This is a genomic window from Natronomonas marina (assembly GCF_024298905.1).
In the GTDB taxonomy this organism is placed as follows: Archaea; Halobacteriota; Halobacteria; order Halobacteriales; family Haloarculaceae; genus Natronomonas; species Natronomonas marina.
The window spans coordinates 1,495,261-1,513,433 of the sequence record NZ_CP101154.1 but is presented as its reverse complement, the minus strand read 5'-3'; the positions used below and the strand labels follow the sequence as shown (position 1 = coordinate 1,513,433).

Here is an 18,173-nt window from a genome sequence, read left to right as displayed (position 1 = left end):
AGTTGTGAGACGGTACGGCGCTTCGATGAATTGCCTGTGGATGATCAGGAGTATATCACAGGTAATCTCGAAAAGTATAGGATGGAGTAGACGGGGTTAAACACTATGACAGTACTTGTTACAGGCGGGTTGGGGTACATTGGATCAAGGCTCATTCGAGAGGTTCCGGATCACCCAGCGTACTCGGGTGAGGAAATCCGGATTCTGGATAACTACCGACAGCCGCGGTTTCACTCGTTGTGGGACCTGCCTTCCTACGCGGACTACGACATGATCCGAGGTGACATCCGCGACGAGGATGATCGGGCTGAGGCTCTCGAAGGCGTAGACACGGTCTTTCACTTAGCGGCCATCACGAATGCGCCCGAGACGTTCGACATCCCCGAAAAGACATGGGATGTGAACCACGAAGCTGCAGTTGCTCTCTTTGAAGATGCTAAGGAGGCTGGCGTTGACGATTTCGTGAATGCGGTAACCTGTTCTGTCTATGGTCGGACGGAAGAAGAGATCACAGAGGAGTTCGACTGTGAGCCAGAATCACCCTATGGAGAGGCGAAACTCGCCGCGGAACAGGAGATGTTCGAGAAGTTTGACGGCGAGATTGGTCTAACTGGGCTTCGGCTGGGGACTGTATACGGTTGGACAACTGGGATGCGCTTCGATACGGTCGTCGATAAGTTTGCGTGGCTGGCCGCAATGGATGAGCCGCTGACTGTGTATGAGGGCGCAGAGGAACAAAAGCGTCCGTATCTACACGTGCAGGACGCTGTTCGGTCCATGTTGTTTGCAGGTGCCGAATTAGGTGATGGTGAAGCATATAACGTCGTCGGGCAGAACGGGCGGTTGCAGGACGTTGTTGATGCTATCGAGAAGCACTTCCCCGGTGTTGAAATTGGATATACTGAGGCTGAACAGTTGAATCAGCTCTCATATATTGTTAGCGATGAGAAAATTCGACAGGAAGGGTTTGAGACGGCATATTCGTTGGATCAGGGGGTTGAGGAATTATCTGACAAATTTAGGGCGTTTATTTAATACGGCGGCGGTTTCACTAGGTTTGTTTTAATCTCTTTACTGTTGATATAGCCCCCGATCTGATTGATTCCCTTGATAAGATGAGGGTCGTATACACTAGGACGCCAAACATAATGATAAGAACGAGTTTAACGCCTGTATCTATATCTGAAATTGAACCTACTGTAGCTACTAAGATTCCCATAATCATACTAGATAAGATGACCCAAAGTATGTCTCTAACTGGGAAGCTTAATGATATATGTCGATTTGAATAGTAGATGTGGAGTGTGGTATTGATTATGGCGGAGACAGCCGTGGCTACGGCAGCACCTATGATCCCTATATAATTTATCAATATTATATTCATGATCAAATTCAGGGCGGAAGATAGTATGGATATCCGTCCTGCAATTCTTTGCTCATTTGTTGCGGATAATAAATGACCATAAATCACGTGTACGGATCTGAATATTTTTTCAGAAGATAGGATTATCAATGGAATCGATGCCATTACAAATTCTTTTCCGAAAAAAATAGTCAGTATCTCGTCTGAGAGGTAGATAACACCGAAAAAGGCGGGAACTGGTAACAGGATACTGGGAATTAGACTATTTGAGGCGGTTTCTTTGATAGTTTCTAAATTGTTATCCGAATATTCCTTACTAATATATGCGAATATCGTGGTTCCGATCGCCTCACTTATTACTGGTAATAACCCGGAGATTCGCCACGCAATTTCGTAGGCTCCGACTTGTGCAGAGGTAAGAAATATTCCTATCAAAATGGTATCGGCCCAATTGTATATTTCTCCAGAAAGATTAAATGCCAAATAGCTATAAGCGGCGTAATCAAATAACGATTTAAAGTGGAATTTAGTCGGGTATCCAGGAGTGATTGAGATTTTAGCTCCTATCCAGAAAATAGAAGTGAGATATGAGAGAAGGAATGCTAATATAAGCCCATCTGATGAAATATTTATAAATAATAGATATATTATTGAACCTAGAACCCAACAAACTTGCCTCCACAATCGTAAGACTGCTGTCTCCCCAACACGGAGCTCTGCATTTAGGATTTTAATACCAGTCTTATACAGCTCACTTAGCCAGATTCCGACAATCAAAAGGTAAATTTCTGATAAATTGAGAAAGTGATTAATAGGCGCCTTTAGGGTGAATATTATAAATGAGGCAATAATCAAGGTAGATATCTTTAATAATACTGATGCTGTTAAAAACTCTCTTTTATCTTCTTTTCCACTTATTTTTTTCTCTGCTGCTGTTTGCACTCCCAAATCCGATATAATGCCGCTTACCGCGACAGTTGCTTGAAATAAGAAGAACTTCCCTATTCCACTGGCACCCAACTTTTGTGAAAATATGGTGATTCCTGCAAACCCAATAATGATGGAGAAAATCCTCGAGATCGTTAGTTTAGACGCAGAAATAGAAAGATCCATTTTCTGGGATTTAACGGTGGTTCTTTATTTCCCTCATCAAATTTTCCGATACAGTTTCCCAATTTAGTCTATTATCTATTAGATTTTTGCATTCTTTTGATAGCTTATCCCCAGATATTTGATTGCTGTGGTATCTACCCAGAACTTCTGGGAATTCACTGATTGTGGCTTCCCAATAATGGGTGCCATCTTTTGCGTCTATCCCTCTGGCGCCAAACGGTGTTGATATCACTGGTAACCCGTATGAAAAATATTCTAACAATTTAATATTTGTCCCACTACCATTAATAATCGGGTTTAATGCGACATCGACAAAAGAATATAGGTTAGACAAGTCTTCAACAAATGAAAGTAAAACGAGATTCGATGGCGTTTCAGACTCGTCAAAATGATCACACACATCCCCAACAATCATAAAGATGAGTTCATCACACATCTTTGCCATCTGAAAAATTTCTTCTACTGCACGTATATTTGGTCTATGACCTCCCCCGACAAATAAAGCGAATGTCTTTTCTGAACTGTTTTGAAATCTCCTCCCCTTCACTTCGACCTCTGTTATACTATCTTTCAAACCAGATCTTTTATAGGTCGCATTGGGGGAAACATAATATTTATCTTTTATATTGAATTCATTTATATACATTTTCTTATCTCTTTCTGATGTTACGATAACCATATCTGCCTCTTCAACAGCCTTCTGCTCAACGGATTTTATTTTGGATAGTATATGGTCTCCTCCTATTGTTCTTTTCACATATGAGAATCTCTCAGCGAGAAAGTCATGGCTAGAATAGATTAGAATTGCATCATCTCTTGAGATATCCTTAATATAATTCCACTGCCATGGTCGTTCGACAATAATTACTTGTGCCTCGTGAGCTCTTTCAACAAGATATTCGGGATCACTCAAGTCCAATATGCTTGAATTATATATATTCGGGATGTCCAAATTTTCAGTTAACGCACTAACCCCTGAATGAATTAGATTTTTATAACGATACTCCGTATAGTTGTCATCAATTTCAAATTCCCCCTCCTTTTTCTCAGAACTGATCCTGGTGTTTGCAAATCTCCATACAGTATCTCCGCTATCCTTTCCGCTCATCAATCCGTGGGTACGGTGGTCGCCTCCGACAGTAGGTGGATAGGCTGAGTAGGGGGAAGCTTGTAGAATGTCCATTATTTGTCGTAGATATTGACTTGCATTGACGATAACCTTTTGATTAGCTATGATCGGTTCGCTCTACTACTAATATAATATAGCGCCTCACTTATAGATAACTTGATATCGAGTTATCAGATATAGACCCATGATATTAAACCTCTAGCACACTAAAAGAACAAAGTAAACGCTGTGGCGGATGAGTTCGATAGGTCGGGGAGACAATATTTCGGTAAACTTATCTTATATATTGGGATGACCGAGACGCAATCACTGTTCGAGAATATTACCTTCGAGTTCCGCCATGAATTCGGCGTGTTCGCCCCAGCGTAGACTGGATGAACATGATACCATTGATCCGGAACTAATACGTGGAATTATCCACTGTTACTATACTGGCATCTACGGGGTCTCTTAGGGGGTGAGATTTAGATCAAGTTGTCTCATCCAGGAGCGGGTATGAACGACTTGAATCAGGAGAAAGGGTCGATTGCTTTCTCATCGATATCGAACTCTACGTTGACAACGTTTTTATCCACCTCACCGAGAACCCCGCTCAAAAAGGCCTGCTTGAATCGACCTACTCATTGATTCAATTGTCGGTTGGGCCCCCGGAAAATGAGTTCAAATGCTATGATCCAACCGTGAGAGAGAGCACGATTACGTCTAGAGCTGTACAATATTTCGACCGGGCAAATAATCTCGGTTCCAACTAAGTTCAGAGAGTAGGCAAGCACCAGAGGAGAATTTTCTATATTCACTCGAAACATACTTTTTACAGTTCTAATCCCGATAATCGGTGACAACACCTACAACGCACTTGACTGGTACAACCATCTGCTGGTCGCAGAGGTCGTGTCAATCGCATCATAAAATCCGCGAAACACTGACGACCGGAAAGACAACGAGTACAGGGTCGAAGACCGAATTGAGGAACACAGCGAAGACGTTAAGCTGAAACAATCAATCTCGGAAGAGACGTACAACAACTGGACAGGATCTAACGAACCGATGACGCGGTGAAGGACTGCGGCCTCAGGCGCGAACGTGCCCGGAGCCGCATTCTCGTACCAAAAGAGGTGTTCGCTGTGTCTCCGGATCGTCGTTGCAATCACCAACTACGATTGAGGAAGCAGACCGGTCTGTGAGAAGCTATTAGATGGATTCTACGTCACACTCTTGTTTTGCTAACACTGACTCCGAAACTCTAATTAGTAGCTCATAATAAGGGTGGACAAGGAGATGGATGACATAATCCTCATCACCGCCGACTCTTTGCGATTTGATTATATCTCCTACTTTAACCCAGATTCTCCTGCGGACACCCCTAATATAGACCGGTTGGCAGAAAACGGATCGGCTTACCAAACTGCGATTGCTAATGGACCCGGTACCGTAGCATCTGTACCTTCGTTATTAACGGGCGAATATAAGCCATCGGTAAAAAACACTACTCCAACAATTGCTGAAGAACTCAGTAAAGTTGGTTATAAAACTGCAGGGTTCTGTCCCAATATCCAGATAGTGGGTCCACATTTATCCCATATGGAATTGCAACGAGGTTTTGACCACTTTGATACTCTGCTAGATGCAGTACGAGAAAAATCAGAATATACTGTCGAGAAGGCCGCTCATGGTGTTGGCTATGTTTCTCATGAAGTCTTCGGTGAAGGGAAAATACATGATACTATAGCATCGATTGTATCATATCTTCCTCTTCCACTAGCGCGACCAGCCCCCTCAGCAGAAGTCATCAACAACTCTGCTTTAGAATGGTTGGATAATGAGGTACCTCAAAACGACTCTTGTTTTATGTGGTTATTTTATTTAGACACCCATGAACCGTGGTTGCCTCCGGAGGAATTCCTCCCAAATGAATACACAGGAGTTATCTCTCAGTATAGAATTCAAGGCCTGAATCGAAAATTCAGATACTTTAAAAATTTAATAAAAGATGCGGAATTGGAGGACATCCAAGAGTTATATTCTGCAAGTGTTGAATATTGGGACCAGAAGGTGGGGGAATTGATTGAGGAGATCAGAGAAACCCGTCAAGGTGATCCAACTATCTTCATAACTTCCGATCATGGTGAATTATTTGGTGAACACGGCGAAGTAAGCCATGGGAATTCACCGTGGGAACCTCTCATCCATGTTCCGCTAATAATTAATGGACCTGGGTTTGGCTCGGTGGACATTTCTGCACCGGTACAAAATATTGACATATCTAACACAATTGGTGATGTTGCACACACAGAGATTCCTAAGTCTTTCAGAGGGTCATCATTATTGGAACGAACTCGGGATGATGAATTTGACAGGAATGGTGTTTGTTCAATCATTAACACAAATTCACATGAAATAGTCTACCATACAGGAGATTGGAAGTATATACACAGAGAAAGCGGATCCCAGTTATATAAAGTAGAGAGCCTCCTCGAAGAAACTGAGGTACCTGATATAGATCATCCGAGCCTTACAACCCAATTGAAGGAAGAGCTACATGAACGAATAGACCATATTGATTTCCACGACGAATTGAAATCAGAAGATAGTAGCGAAGAGATTAAGGAAAGACTTCGATCGCTTGGATATATTGATGACTAATATCGGTAAGAGGTTACTGATTTCGAATTTTCTATTATTTTCGGGGTTAGTTTATGGGATCCGTAGTCAAGAGCCAGCACTCATTATAATCACCTCTGTAATATTGGCTATATTATTTATATTGACTGGTGACATAAAATTCGCAGTTACTTTGGCCGGGTCTTTTCTCCTATTGTATCCTACGCCCACGACTGGCTGGTTGTACGCTCGGGATTCACACATCTCCGCTCTCAAAACCGTCAGGATTATGAATCAAGGTTGGCCAGTCGGTCAATCGGTTTTGGATCGAGGATTTCTTGGCACCCCTTTGCTTCATTTTCTAACTATATCCTCTCATAAAATAACTTCATTAGGGGTTTATCCTTCAAAGTCTGGCCAGATATTAATTACATCCATTCTACCGATAATATTCACTTCCATTTCACTGTTGGCATCATATTTGTTTATCAGACGCTGGCTGCGTCGTTCGGGATCTAATTTAAGAGCGTCTCTTGCTTTCTCACCAGTTCTTTTCTATATACCTTTGTATAGATATAAGACTGGATTCTCCCGGAATTCTTTGGCATTCGCGCTATTTATTTTGGCTATTTATACCTTCTACTGTTGGTATAGCAGAACGAATGACAGACGGCCGTGGATAATTGCAGTAATCCTTGCTAATTGCTTAGTGATTGCTCATCATTTCACATCTATAATTTTCATTTCTTTCACTGTCATTATTTTGGGCTTCTCAACCATTTTTCGCAAACATTTGGAATCTATCTCGACCTTCTCACTCATTTCTGTTTATGTAATTGTATTTTCCATTTGGTATGTGTTACTATATCCTAGTAATACATCATTCATACATAATATATTGAATAGTTTAGCCCTATTTAGGTTGGGTTCCTTAGTTGATTTTTTCCAAACTGAAAGCGCTAGAAGTGGAACAAAAAATGCCGTAAGTAATTCAGCCTACAATACCTATAGGATTTTCTTTAGCAGGTGGATCTATCAATTTGCCATCTCACTAGGAGTTATGTATGCTTTCGTGAAAAGTGTAACACAAAAGTATCCCAATACTAACGATATGGTTTGGTATAGTTCTGTAGTGATATTTGGAGTATTAATTGCTCTTGGGGCATTATTTGGCTGGCTTACCCACGTCATTGGATTCAACAGACTATTTTTGTTCTTTATTATTATCGCGGGCGGAGTTTCAACTCTTGGAATACATATGTATTCAGATTCTGAGAAAGGTGTAAGAGTCTACATTGTGGTCTTATTGATGATTGGTGCAAGTACGGTCCCAGCATACGCGATCTCAGACGCACCTCCTTCCCCGGACCAAATTGATGAATACCAACAATTTCCCCAGACACTGTATTTCACAGGAGAATTTGTAAGTATTCACACTAATACAGGGAAAATAATTGGCGATCTCAATACATATCAGATTGTTTCTACTATGAGCTTAACACCCACTGTAGCCGATATCAAATCATTCCAGGAGGGAGATCCACCTAAAGATAGTATTATGGTTGTTCGAGAAAGTAACTTTAAGTTATATTGGGGATTTACTGGGTCTACCGGTTCGTTCGCTTTCAACCCCGAAGACCTATCTTTTAAGTTATCAAAAAATAGTGTACATAAGGTATATTCCAACGGCAACTCTTATGTATATACAAGAGGATGATGAGTGGTAGTCGCTATCGAATTCTGAATCTCTTCGATCTGTGTTTCCATTAGCATTTGATGCGCTCTATATCAGTCGTGAGGGTAAATCCATGAGAATCCCGACGAAATCCCTAGAGTGTGAATTACTTTATTGAGTCCCAAAGGTCTATTTATCAGATGCACCTCCGAGTACGGCATGGTGACGGGCCTCGGATGCGAGGAACAGGAAAATTGGGATCGTAACCTGACCGACCGAGGTCAACCGAGGCTGCCAGCCCGCAGCGAAGTCGTTCCACTTCACGTATTCAGGACTCCAGAGTACACCATGTCAGCAACCACTAATCACTACTTTGGCATTGACCTCTACAAACGGCAATCTTAAGTTTTTGTTCTCGACGATGAAGCCGAAGTCGTTGAAGAGGTCCGCGTCGCCAACGCGCACCTCGACGAGATTGCACAGAAGTACGCTGGCAGTAGCGCTGCACTCGAAGCGGGAAGCACCTACTTCACCCTTTTCGACTAACTCAACGAAGAGTTGGATGTGAGTCTCACCATTCCGGTCTAGGCGGATTGGCACGAAAATTAGAAACAGAAGAACGACCGCAAGGACGGCCAGAACCTTGCATTGTTCCTTCGGATAGATGAAGTGCCAGAAAGCTGCGTTCCGTCAGGATGATTCCGGCGATTCCGCGCGCTTGCGCCCGGTCGTGATAAGTAGGTAGATAAGCGCTCAGACTTTAAAAAAGAGGTAAATTCACTACTCGATCAGAACAGGGTCATCTACGATGGATCGTTGTGGGGTGAGGAATGGCGTGAGTTCCTGCGTGAACTCACGCTCAAGACGCATCGGAGTTGTTGCTGGAACAGTGCCTGAAAGCAATCGAAGGGCCTTGTTTAGACGCGGAGCAAATCGTCCGCAACGGGCGGTAGGCAAAACACGAGATCGGGGCGAGAGGCACTCTCGGCTGGATACCGATCTCCAGACATAGCTACTAACGGTCCTCCTCATGAGCGTCTAAACAAGGCTCAATCGAAGAGTTCACGGTGAAGATCAAGCGGTTGCAGCGGCGGATCAAAGAGGTAGAGTTGAAGTAGACAAGCTGAAAACGTTGATGTCTGCGCTGGGCATTGTGGCTTTTTCTGGCTTGATGATTCACGGCGAAATCGGTGAAGTAGAGCGCTTTGACCGCGCATCTGGAATCGTGATTTAAGCTGGGTTAGAACCGGTAATCTACGAGTCTGTCTACTCCCCTAGAGAGGGCCGGATTTGCAAGGAAGGAAACGATCATTTGCGGTGGACCTTCGTCCAGTGCGCGAATACCGCCGTCCACTACACGAAGGAACGGTACTTGAGTCAGTTCTACTGGCGGTTAAGCAACAAGCGAAACAAACCGCACAAGGTAGCGATGTGGCAACAGCGCCCAAGCTGTTAGTGGTGTTGTACAACGCGCTCCGGAAGAATGAGCTTTAAGACCCACCGGAGGTAAGCGCCTGAAAGACGCCTCTGCGTCTCTTTTTAACGGTCCAACGCACGATGAGCCTGGTTTGTCGTGTAAAGATGCCCCCACACGGCGGATGCAGTAATGGTTGATTCGACTGCTAGCCATGTGTTTTCATTTTCAGTGAGAGGCAAGCAGTATGTCCGCCAGAAAATCTAAGCCAATAGACGTGGTTTGTTCAAATAGCGGGATTCTCAGCGATGTCATAGAACAAGTACCACACTAAAAAGCAGGGTGAACGCTGAGGTGGATGAGTTCACCGAAACTGCGTGATGATACTTCGGTAGAGTCCTTCTTCAATGTCGCATAAACTGACGCTAGCAATGTTTGAATACCTTTCCTTCGAGTTTCTCGAAGGGTCCTTGACCGATTCGTCGAGCAGGCCGCCCGCCGCGGCCTGCTCATCTTGACCTATTATCGATTCAACCGACGTGACGGCGATGCCCGCTGGTCAAGACGCCTCGAAGTGCTACGATCCAACCGACGAGGAGTACGACGGCTACAACTGTAAAATCGTCTCGACAGGGCAAAGGTTCCGATTGTAGCTGAGTTCACGGAAAGTAGACAGTACTTAGAGAGACGGCGAAGCGTGTCACGCGTGACGCGCTTGCCGTCGCCGAACCGGACTGGATGGTCGGTGACAGCGCCTACGACACGCTTGGCTGGCACGACCACCTCTGGCCGCAGGATTAGTACTATTCGTTCCGTACAACGCGCGTAACACCGACAATATGAAAGACAACGAGTACAGGGTCGAAGACCGAATCGAGGAACACAGCGAGGACGTTCAGCAACTGCGGCAATGTCACGACAGTCGTCATCGTCCCAGGCGCGGTTGATGAGGTCATCGACCGCAGCGTGGGCTCCTGGGAGACGGGAAATGAGAGGGAAGTTGTGTTCGCTTGCTTTAGCAACATTCTCCCCGATGACAGCTTTACTGTTTCCGACATGGACGATCTATTCGTCAGTGGGCAAGCACTGACGAATCTCGGGGATGAGTTCTTTTTTCAGATGGTTTGCGAGCTGTTGCCGTCGAAGATTTCGCTGGTTACGGGAACGCCGCGGTGTGTGACTCCCATACCGATGTTGAACTGTTTGAGGTGGTGATCACCGTTGCGGCTGTATTCTTTTGATGCTGAATCGTCGTGTTCGCTATCCTAATCGTACTCTCCGTGGACGGACTTGGAGGTGGTGTCGGCGTGGACAACTAAAATGTCACTCATTTAATGATAGCGGCTGTAGCAATCACAGAGTTGAGGACTTGGCGTAACCTAGCGTCTGCGATCTTGTCGAGGGGCCAACAAAATCGCCGCTCATAGAGGTCTTCAGCTGAGGCATCGTCACCAAAGAGGTTCTCAGAATCATTGTCTTTGAAGAAGTCGGACAGCAGGTACATCGGCTGTCTTTCGGTCAAGAAATTCATGACGAGGGCCGCATTCAGCTATCCAGTAGAAATGGCAGGATGCTGTTGATCTCACGCAACACTCTCATCGACTACTTCGACGAGACCAAACTCCTTGCAGACCGCGTAAATCGCGGGAAGTGGCCTGGTAAATGATTCTCCAAAGTTGTCACTACCAGCTGTATAGATGGTGATAGCTTAGAAATTCACGGTTGCGTCCGAAAAAGCGATCGTCGAGAAATCTGGGTGTCGAAAGTGAGGAATCAAGACAGTCCAATAACCGAATTTATCGAAGAATAATTCATCCTCGACGACCTATTCTTTTACGAAATCTTGCATGTAACGTAGCCGTCAGACGGGTATCATGCCGTCCGAATATCGAAATCTCAACAATTAACTTCGGCCCGAGGTCTATTACAATATACAGCCGAAGCCACTCGCTTCCATCGATACCGGTTCCGTCGACGTTGATCCTTGGCAACTGAGATATCGGCTATTCGCAACCGTTGCCAGCTAACCGATGCACGCAGTCCCAAACAACTGCATGTGAGATCCGAACGCGTCACTCCGCTAGAATAATTCTCATTTTTTAATCAGACATTTTTACATGTTTTGATTTAGGAATTATATTGTTCGAAACCCTTATATGTTAAATATTTTATAATACTTATATACATATTTCATTTGTAGTGACTAAATGCTAATGTTAATCCGAAAGGTTATGACGGTGTAGTAATTTCGACTCTACAATGAGTTATCCCGTAACAGCATTGGTTTTGAATTGGAACAATTACGATGATACAAGCGATTGTGTAACCTCTTTACAAGATCAAAATTATGATGCATTATCCATTCTTGTTGTGGACAATGGTTCAACCGATGGGTCAGGAAGACAAATTGAAGAAGAACACCCTGAGATAGATGTCATATTCACCGGCGAGAATCTCGGTTTTGTCGGAGGGGTGAATAGGGGAGTAAAGCAGATCAAGCAGTCAACAAAAGAAAATCATATTTGGTTGGTGAATAACGATATCGTCATTGATGATCAAAATCTCCTGGAAGATTTAACTTATAGTTTAGATCAGAATGGTAATATAGGTATTATAACACCAATGGTCATGAACTACCCAGACACAGAAACCATTTGGTTCGATAAGGGGTATATAAATTGGACATGGTTTCGTCGAGGGACAAAAAATATCACTGATCCAAACAACTCACCGGATTTTATTTATAACGATTATGTTCCTTTTTGTAGTTCCTTGATTCGATCCTCAGTTATAGATGAAGTGGGTCTATTGGATGATCGGTTTTTCTTGTATGGCGAGGACATAGATTATTCTATTAGGGTGCGCGAGAACGGGTACAACATTGCAACAGACACAAGAAAGAAAGTTTATCACAAAGCATTTTCAAGTTCTGGAGGTTCTTTCAGCCCAATCCCATCGTATTATGATTCTCGGAACCGGTTATTATACGCTGATAAATATGAAGATAAGATATCTAAAAAGAAATTTTATATATCATATATGCTATGGATAATATTACTACTTGGATATAGAATGATTAATTTAGCTCCATCTTCGTCAATCGCCCTTCTGAAGGGTGTTAAAGATGGTTTACGAAAAAATTGGGGAAAAGGACCTTACCCGTAATTAGTGATGTAACCAAGTGCATCTATTGACGCCGTCCGTAGAAAGATCGGCGTTGCCTCTGACGGTCGGTAGTTCCCATCGTCCCTGATTTCTGACACGATTTCTGGAGAGACATGAACGAGATCATGGTGATCGATTTATCGAGTCGAACAAGGACGGCGATCTTACGCCAGTGTGAGTGCCGTCAGTCCACATAACAGGCGAAGCTAACGCTCACGTACAGGTCTGCCTCTGGACGCGGGCAGCTTCAGCCCGCGTCTACCTCACTGTAAGTTGTCGGGATTCCAACACCGTTGGTTGATGCGTCCCACTTCCGCCCTGACGTGCCTTCAAGAGCGTGGTTAACTCACTGCCGGCCAACTCAAAGCGGGACTATGTAGGTAGTCCTCGCCCGCCGGGTCACGGCGTCGCGAGCAGCCCAATCGGACAACTACATAGAGTTCGATAACAGGAAGCTCACGAGGATGAACAACATCCGAACAGTTGGATGGGGTGTGTTTGTCCGCGCACGCGCCTCACGCATCGTCTCGAAGGCTGTCTCAATGGCTGAGCATCATCCGTCTTTAGCTAAGAGAGGAACCGCGTGACAGCGGCGGCTTATCGAGGCTACTTTTCGAGAGGAATGAGGAGGTATCCGCTGTGCACACAGACGCCTCCTCATCGAGAATCATGCGTCGGCTTACTACGCTGTTTCGCTCCGAGTTCCTCGAAGAGCACGCCGAGGAACTCGGCGTGGTCGAGCGAGAGGGCAAGCTACAGGTTCCAGTCCTCGTGTGGGCGCTCGTGTTCGGCTTCCCCGCAGGCGAGAGCCGAACACTCGCTGGGTTCAGACGCAGTTACAACTCCACAGCCGACGAGACGATCTCTCCCGGCGGCTTCTACTATCGGTTGACGCCGACGCTCGCAGAGTATCTCCGCGACCTCGTCGAGCGCGGTCTCGACGAGGTCGCTGTTCCCGACGCTGTTGACGCTGATATCGACCGATCCAGAGACGTGATGATCACTGATGGAACGGTGCTGCGATTGCACGAGTTTCTCTCTGAGGAGTTCCACGCCCGCCACGAGGAGCAGGCTGGAGCGAAGCTCCACCTGCTCCACAATGCCACCGACCAGACGATCGAACGGATCGACGTGACCGACGAGAAAACACACGACAGCACGCTGTTCAACACGGGATCGTGGCTGCACGGACGGCTGGTTCTGCTCGATTTGGCGTACTTCAAGTACCGCCGGTTTGCGTTGATCGACGAGAACGGCGGCTACTTCGTGAGTCGGCTGAAGAAGAGCGTGAACCCGGTGATAACGGCGGAGTTACCGGAATGGCGTGGCCGCGCCATTCACTTAGAAGGTGAGCAGATTCACGATGTGGTCGGTGACCTCTCGCCGAAATACATCGACGTAGAGGTCGAAACGGAGTTCAAGCGAGGCCAGCACGAAGGAACGCGGTCGCTGGATACGAAGCGGTTCCGCGTCGTCGGCGTCCGGGACTCGGACGCCGACGACTACCACCTCCACATTACGAATCTGCCGCGAGAGGAATTCCTGCCGTCAGATTTAGCGACGCTGTATCGGTGCCGGTGGGAGGTAGAAACGCTGTTCCGTGAGCTGAAGACACAGTACGGACTGGACGAGTTCGACACGAGCAACCCGGATGTCGTGGAAATTCTGTTGTACGCAGCGTTGCTGTCACTGCTGGTGAGCCGTGATCTGTTGGATCTGGTCACCGAGCAGGCCGATGACGAGATCGTGTTTCCGCCGGAACGCTGGGCGGCGACCTTCCGGTCGCACGCCCAGCTCATCCTCCACGAACTCGGTGAGTACCTCGGGTACTCGCCACCGCCACTGCTGGAGCGGCTGATCGACGACGCACAGAAGATCCACCAACAATGACCGATCCTGCAAGAGACGCTCGCTACCGCTACGCAACCGAGGTGTGAGTCTTAGCTAAAGACGAATGGACTGAGCATTTCTGGTAGAAGGTTTCGCCCTCCTTCGGCGTGAGATTTGCCCGATCGCACGCCACGTACGCCCGAACCAAGCAGTGTTTCCTACGGTTGCCCTGGTAGGAGACACACACCGCGAGCGGGAAGTACAGTTCCAGCTCGCTTCCCTCGTACATCACGTACTCCGTCCAGTAGGAGACTGTCATGTCCAGTTTCTCGGCCAGCAGCTTCCCATAGCGGATGATCGGAAGTGCGACTGGGTGCCGTGGCACCAGTCGCTCTTCCGACGCTCCGTGGTAAATCCACGGTCATCGAACAGACCAGCGACGTCGTATGGGAGGGCCGCGACGTGATCGAACTGTCTCTCGACCGCGTGGCTTTTCGATTCATCTCCATGAACGGGCGTTACTGCGGCGACGAATGTTTTCGCACGACAGAGGACCAATCCGGCGAGGTAGCGATGGCACTTTCTGGGGCCATCGCGGGGTTTCGTGAGGTAGAGTTCTCAGGCCTCAGCGTGTGGACAGCCGTGGTAATTCATATCGACGAAGTGAAACTAGATGACCCTCGCCCCCGGCCCGAGGACCATCGCCGCCTGAAAAGCGAAGAGATCGTTAACGGCGGCTTTGAGTTCATCTGCAGGATCGGTGTGCAGTTGTCTGAGGGTGTAATCGTTGAATTAGATTCAGCGAGTGGTGTCAGCAACGGCCTTGATGGATTCCCAATCGACAGCGGCTTTCGGGAGTGTTCTACGAATAATCCCAGATTTGAAGCTGCAGTCTTCGACTCCGGAAATCGGTATATCGGTAAGGAATGCTTCCGCTAAGGTTTCAAGCTCAGCGATCGTAAGAATCGTGTCTGGGTGGTAGAGAAATTCCACAACATCTATCTGGCCGCTTTCTGGGCTTCTAACATCGTCAGTTGTGACTATCTGCTGACTTGATAGGAACTACCGAATATCAAGATGATCCCTTGATTCCTATTTGAAGAGATGTTTACATGCGACAAGCGGTTCTTGTCGAATCGACGATGGCATTCCCTAAACAGTGCCAGTAAGCACTTATTTCCGATGTATTTATACACACCGACTTAGTAAGAATTGGTATGTCAGGTGGAGATACGAAATCTGTCGAAATACCCGAGGATATGTGGGAAGAGATTGATGAACGGACAAACTATACAGAATTTTCTGATGTAGATGAATATATACAATATATCATCGAAGAAGTACTGTATGCTGTTAGGAAAAGAGATGATTCAGAAATTGAAGATATTGATGAGAAGCAAGTCGAAGATAGGCTAAACGCACTTGGGTATCTTAACGAATGAGGTACTTAATCAATATCGATTATGTTTCATCGTGGGAAATACAGTCAAATACATACAACATAAAATGACAAAGCCAAACCTCGTATTCATAACATTTGATAGTCTTCGTGCTGATCATTGCGGATATGTCGGCTATGACCGAAATACTACGCCTAATATAGACGATCTTGCCAATAATGGAATTTCGTTCACAAATGCTGTTTCTCCTGCCTCACGAACTAACCCCTCTATGGCCGGTATATTTACTGGAGAACCGCTTGTTACTCGCGGAAAAGTCTCCAATCCAAACCAATCCAAATATCATTTGGAACGTTATGGGACAATAGCTTCAAGGCTCTCGGAACAGGGCTATTCAACTGGTGCGTTTTGTCCGAATGCATATGCCTCAAGGTATTATGGGTTTGACAAAGGATTCGATGATTTTGAAGATTTCCTATTTGATTCTGGCACTTATCAAAAGGTTTTCCAGAAACACTTGAACGATTCCAAGATATCCACCTCACTACGAAATATTCGGAATCTTATCAGAAAAGAAGAAGCCTTTCGCACCTGGGATACTTATGTAGATGATATGGTAGAGTGGGCAAACAAGCAAGATTCCCCGTATTTCATGTGGGGGTTTTCCCTTGATACTCACTTTCCCTATATCACACCTAGACAACATCGAAAATGGTCGAATTCTTTTTCAACGTATTATTACAATTGGCGGTGTAATAAACTCTTAGATCAATTCGATATCGAAATCTCCGAACGAGATCAGGAGGGTATAAGAAATATTTACGATGATTCAATCCGGTTCGCTGATAAGCTGGTAGGTGAATTACGAGATCGTCTTGATATGGAAAATACAATTTTAATAATCTCCGCAGATCATGGAGAGGCCATTGGTGAGCGTGGAATGTATGGGCATTTTTATCCATCATTATTTGAAGAAAACATCCATGTCCCATTTGCTATCGGGGGTGATATCGACCGGTCTGAGACTATAGAAAAACCAGTGCCACTTACAGATCTGCCGAAGGTTCTCGTGGAGATTGCTGAAACTGGTTCTACCACGTATTCAGGAGCAGAATTAGCTCTCTCATCCGCATATGATGGTGTACGAGATCGAAATCTATTATCCATCAAAATGAACGGTTGGAAGGGGCACTTAGTTAAGCAGGGACAAGAGGGAGATTGGGTATCAACATTGTATGAGCTGAACGAAAAAGGCATTGAATCTCAAGAACCAGTTAAAGATTCACCACTAATGGAAATAATAGATAAAAAGCTGCAGAAAAGAGCTGCCCATGAGGAAGAAATTCTAGATATAAGGGATGTCTGCGCACAGAGATCCGGAGAGTTATAATGAAGGTAACTATAATGGGGCCAGATGAAAGAACAGGTGGAATTGGATCATACACCCACGACTTGGCGTCTAAATTTGGGGATAGTGTGGAAATAAATCTATCCACATTCCCAAATGGGGGAATGAATATTTTGAAATATATTTTAAGTGTAACCTATTCTTTTCGAAGTGATAGTGAAGTTATTCATATCCAACATGAATATGCATTATTCGGTCCATTTAGTATAATCTCTTGGCTGTTTTTCCCCCTGGTCTACATCTTATCTAAAATATATAAGAAGAAGGTGGTGATTACATTACATGAAGTATTGAATCCAGATTTAGTCGGGGATTATTGGATTAAGTCCGTTTATATATATTTAATAAATAAACTAATAGCAAAAAGCTCCGACCATATTATATTTCTTTCTGACACTGCTGAAGAAAGGTTTGCCAATCACAGTGTTAGTTACTCCGTGCTTTCTCACGGAGCAAACTTGGATGTACCGAAAACATCAGAAATAGAGGCGAAAAAACAATTTGGTTATAGTGCTGAGCAAACTCTGATTGTGGAACCCGGGTACGTAGTTCCACGCAAAGGAAGCCACATCATGCGAGACCTTGCGTCTGAACTTGACGAATACGAGTTTCTCTTGGCTGGGGGTTCTCCAGAAAAGCACCAACAATACTGCGACAAAATTAAAGAGAATTCACCCCAAAACTTATATATTACTGGATTTTTGGAACAAGATCAATTCCATTTATCTTTTCGTGCTGCTGATCTTGTACTCCTACCTTATACAGGGACTGAGCAGCAAGGTGTCCTGAATCAAGTAAATCAAAGTGGAGTACTAAATAAATGCGCATCCCATAGTGTTCCAGTTGCTGCAAGCAACCAGAAATATTTCAAGAAACTGAAAGAAAGATACAGTTGTGTAGAAATATTTGATGTGAATGATTTGGAGGACATAAAGTCAACTGTCAAATCTATATTAAAAGATGCACAGAAAAGAAAGAATCTCTCCGCAGCCATTAATGAATATGCGAATAAAAACTCATTTTCACACATAGCTAATAAGCATTCTGAACTATACCATAATTTAGTTGAATAAAT

At 45.0% G+C, this 18,173-nt stretch carries 14 protein-coding genes and 2 pseudogenes; 12 read left to right on the top strand and 4 right to left on the bottom strand.

All coding sequences use genetic code 11. The features are described 5' to 3' along the window. Positions 1–105: 105 nt before the first annotated feature. On the top strand, positions 106–1,035 hold the full coding sequence (locus tag NLF94_RS08130) for an NAD-dependent epimerase/dehydratase family protein (protein WP_254840965.1): 930 nt from the start codon (positions 106–108) through the stop codon (positions 1,033–1,035). A gap of 16 nt (positions 1,036–1,051) precedes the next feature. Here the strand turns inward: NLF94_RS08130 and NLF94_RS08125 are convergent, their stop codons facing one another. Further along, the gene (locus NLF94_RS08125; RefSeq protein ID WP_254840964.1) at positions 1,052–2,476 is read right to left on the bottom strand and encodes an oligosaccharide flippase family protein; all 1,425 of its coding nucleotides are present in this window, start codon (positions 2,474–2,476) and stop codon (positions 1,052–1,054) included. 10 nt (positions 2,477–2,486) lie between these two features. Next, positions 2,487–3,584 (bottom strand): glycosyltransferase, encoded by a 1,098-nt coding sequence (locus tag NLF94_RS08120; RefSeq protein ID WP_254840963.1) that lies wholly within the window; start codon positions 3,582–3,584, stop codon positions 2,487–2,489. 312 nt (positions 3,585–3,896) lie between these two features. Here NLF94_RS08120 and NLF94_RS08115 point away from each other — a divergent pair. The 5 genes and pseudogenes from NLF94_RS08115 to NLF94_RS08100 all read left to right on the top strand — a co-directional run. Continuing rightward, a pseudogene (locus NLF94_RS08115) lies at positions 3,897–4,769 on the top strand (IS5/IS1182 family transposase). A 114-nt stretch (positions 4,770–4,883) separates the two neighbouring features. Continuing rightward, positions 4,884–6,248 carry a sulfatase gene (locus NLF94_RS08110; RefSeq protein WP_254840962.1) on the top strand — a complete coding sequence of 455 codons (1,365 nt, stop codon included), beginning with the start codon at positions 4,884–4,886 and terminating at the stop codon, positions 6,246–6,248. A gap of 1,069 nt (positions 6,249–7,317) precedes the next feature. Next, positions 7,318–7,923 carry a hypothetical protein gene (locus NLF94_RS08105; protein ID WP_254840961.1) on the top strand — a complete coding sequence of 202 codons (606 nt, stop codon included), beginning with the start codon at positions 7,318–7,320 and terminating at the stop codon, positions 7,921–7,923. Positions 7,924–9,133: 1,210 nt separating this feature from the next. Next, positions 9,134–9,337 (top strand): transposase, encoded by a 204-nt coding sequence (locus NLF94_RS20940; protein WP_350355869.1) that lies wholly within the window; start codon positions 9,134–9,136, stop codon positions 9,335–9,337. Between the two features lie 424 nt (positions 9,338–9,761). Then, positions 9,762–10,239: pseudogene (locus NLF94_RS08100) on the top strand (transposase); the annotation flags it as partial. Between the two features lie 383 nt (positions 10,240–10,622). Here the strand turns inward: NLF94_RS08100 and NLF94_RS20935 are convergent. Beyond that, the gene (locus NLF94_RS20935; protein WP_434085389.1) at positions 10,623–10,799 is read right to left on the bottom strand and encodes a DUF4277 domain-containing protein; all 177 of its coding nucleotides are present in this window, start codon (positions 10,797–10,799) and stop codon (positions 10,623–10,625) included. A gap of 755 nt (positions 10,800–11,554) precedes the next feature. On the opposite strand from NLF94_RS20935, the gene NLF94_RS08095 reads away from it, so the two are divergent. Together NLF94_RS08095 and NLF94_RS08090 are read left to right on the top strand one after the other, a co-directional pair. Then, positions 11,555–12,460, top strand: coding sequence for a glycosyltransferase family 2 protein (locus NLF94_RS08095; protein WP_254840960.1), 906 nt, complete (start codon positions 11,555–11,557; stop codon positions 12,458–12,460). 669 nt (positions 12,461–13,129) lie between these two features. Continuing rightward, positions 13,130–14,350 (top strand): IS4 family transposase, encoded by a 1,221-nt coding sequence (locus tag NLF94_RS08090; RefSeq protein WP_254841409.1) that lies wholly within the window; start codon positions 13,130–13,132, stop codon positions 14,348–14,350. Between the two features lie 28 nt (positions 14,351–14,378). Here the strand turns inward: NLF94_RS08090 and NLF94_RS08085 are convergent, their stop codons facing one another. Next, entirely contained in the window at positions 14,379–14,675 is a 297-nt protein-coding gene (locus NLF94_RS08085) for a hypothetical protein (RefSeq protein ID WP_254840959.1), read from the bottom strand. On the opposite strand from NLF94_RS08085, the gene NLF94_RS08080 reads away from it, so the two are divergent. The 4 genes from NLF94_RS08080 (at position 14,669) to NLF94_RS08065 (ending at position 18,171) form a co-directional block, all read left to right on the top strand. Further along, positions 14,669–15,229 carry a hypothetical protein gene (locus NLF94_RS08080; RefSeq protein WP_254840958.1) on the top strand — a complete coding sequence of 187 codons (561 nt, stop codon included), beginning with the start codon at positions 14,669–14,671 and terminating at the stop codon, positions 15,227–15,229. The two genes, NLF94_RS08085 and NLF94_RS08080, sit on opposite strands and share 7 nt — an antisense overlap. A 278-nt stretch (positions 15,230–15,507) precedes the next feature. Continuing rightward, complete coding sequence (locus NLF94_RS08075) at positions 15,508–15,732, top strand: hypothetical protein (protein WP_254840957.1); 225 nt, start codon at positions 15,508–15,510, stop codon at positions 15,730–15,732. Between the two features lie 31 nt (positions 15,733–15,763). Continuing rightward, positions 15,764–17,080, top strand: a complete 1,317-nt coding sequence (locus NLF94_RS08070; protein ID WP_254840956.1) for a sulfatase — start codon at positions 15,764–15,766, stop codon at positions 17,078–17,080. Further along, positions 17,080–18,171: a glycosyltransferase family protein gene (locus tag NLF94_RS08065; RefSeq protein WP_254840955.1), complete on the top strand. Its 1,092-nt coding sequence runs from the start codon at positions 17,080–17,082 to the stop codon at positions 18,169–18,171. Before NLF94_RS08070 ends, NLF94_RS08065 begins: the two co-directional genes overlap by 1 nt. Positions 18,172–18,173: the final 2 nt, after the last annotated feature.

Bases quoted from the DNA above. Each gene is read 5' to 3' on its own strand.
- NLF94_RS08130 (WP_254840965.1), top strand. From the start codon at position 106: ATGACAGTACTTGTTACAGGCGGGTTGGGGTACATTGGATCAAGGCTC.
- NLF94_RS08125 (WP_254840964.1), bottom strand. From the start codon at position 2,476: ATGGATCTTTCTATTTCTGCGTCTAAACTAACGATCTCGAGGATTTTC.
- NLF94_RS08120 (WP_254840963.1), bottom strand. From the start codon at position 3,584: ATGAGCGGAAAGGATAGCGGAGATACTGTATGGAGATTTGCAAACACC.
- NLF94_RS08110 (WP_254840962.1), top strand. From the start codon at position 4,884: ATGGATGACATAATCCTCATCACCGCCGACTCTTTGCGATTTGATTAT.
- NLF94_RS08105 (WP_254840961.1), top strand. From the start codon at position 7,318: ATGGTTTGGTATAGTTCTGTAGTGATATTTGGAGTATTAATTGCTCTT.
- NLF94_RS20935 (WP_434085389.1), bottom strand. From the start codon at position 10,799: ATGTACCTGCTGTCCGACTTCTTCAAAGACAATGATTCTGAGAACCTC.
- NLF94_RS08095 (WP_254840960.1), top strand. From the start codon at position 11,555: ATGAGTTATCCCGTAACAGCATTGGTTTTGAATTGGAACAATTACGAT.
- NLF94_RS08090 (WP_254841409.1), top strand. From the start codon at position 13,130: ATGCGTCGGCTTACTACGCTGTTTCGCTCCGAGTTCCTCGAAGAGCAC.
- NLF94_RS08075 (WP_254840957.1), top strand. From the start codon at position 15,508: ATGTCAGGTGGAGATACGAAATCTGTCGAAATACCCGAGGATATGTGG.
- NLF94_RS08065 (WP_254840955.1), top strand. From the start codon at position 17,080: ATGAAGGTAACTATAATGGGGCCAGATGAAAGAACAGGTGGAATTGGA.